General features: G+C 33.4%; 1 protein-coding gene and 1 pseudogene. Both read right to left on the reverse strand.

What is annotated here, in order from left to right; genetic code table 11:
- Positions 1-65: 65 nt before the first annotated feature.
- The gene (locus tag AC1DUW_RS31770) at positions 66-311 is read right to left on the reverse strand and encodes a YuzB family protein (protein ID WP_477644572.1); all 246 of its coding nucleotides are present in this window, start codon (positions 309-311) and stop codon (positions 66-68) included.
- 143 nt (positions 312-454) lie between these two features.
- Positions 455-625, reverse strand: a pseudogene (locus tag AC1DUW_RS31775) (ferredoxin--NADP(+) reductase); the annotation flags it as partial.

The raw sequence follows: 625 nt of genomic DNA on the forward strand, positions 1-625 counted from the left end.
CTATATCCCCCACTCATTTATCCTTCTTTAAAATGGTTAGTCTTGAGTACGGGATATATTGTTCTTTACTTATATAATGATAATTCCATTTCAATCCGCGTACGAATTAATTCTAAACATTCTTCTGGGGTTTTAGCAAAAATCCGTTTCCCATTTACCATTGCATATGGCCTGCGTGCACACATTCCACAAAAAGAGAGACAGTCATTTTGAATAACTGCTACTTCTGGGTACTCTGTTTCAATTATGGTTTCTAAATCAAGATGATTGATAAAATTACTTTCACATATTTCTACTACTACAATACCTATTTTTTAACCTCCATAATCTTAATGAACTTTTTTATCAGTTAATACTTTTCACCTAAAATAAATACCTCAGTTTCTAGGTCAGCACCAAATATGCCCTTTACAGTTTGTTTAATAATGTAAATTTTAACACATGCAATTCTTATTTATTTAAACATGTCTGAACTGTGAGGGACATGTTTTTTTGCTGCTGGATCAATGTAATATTTTGCAGCATTTATAGCCACTGGAGCTTCACCGAAACCACTAGCAATTAGTTTTACTTTCCCTTCGTATGAGCAAATGTCCCCTACTGCGTATATCCCAGGAATACTTGT

Source organism: Peribacillus sp. P4_C12, from assembly GCF_056402095.1.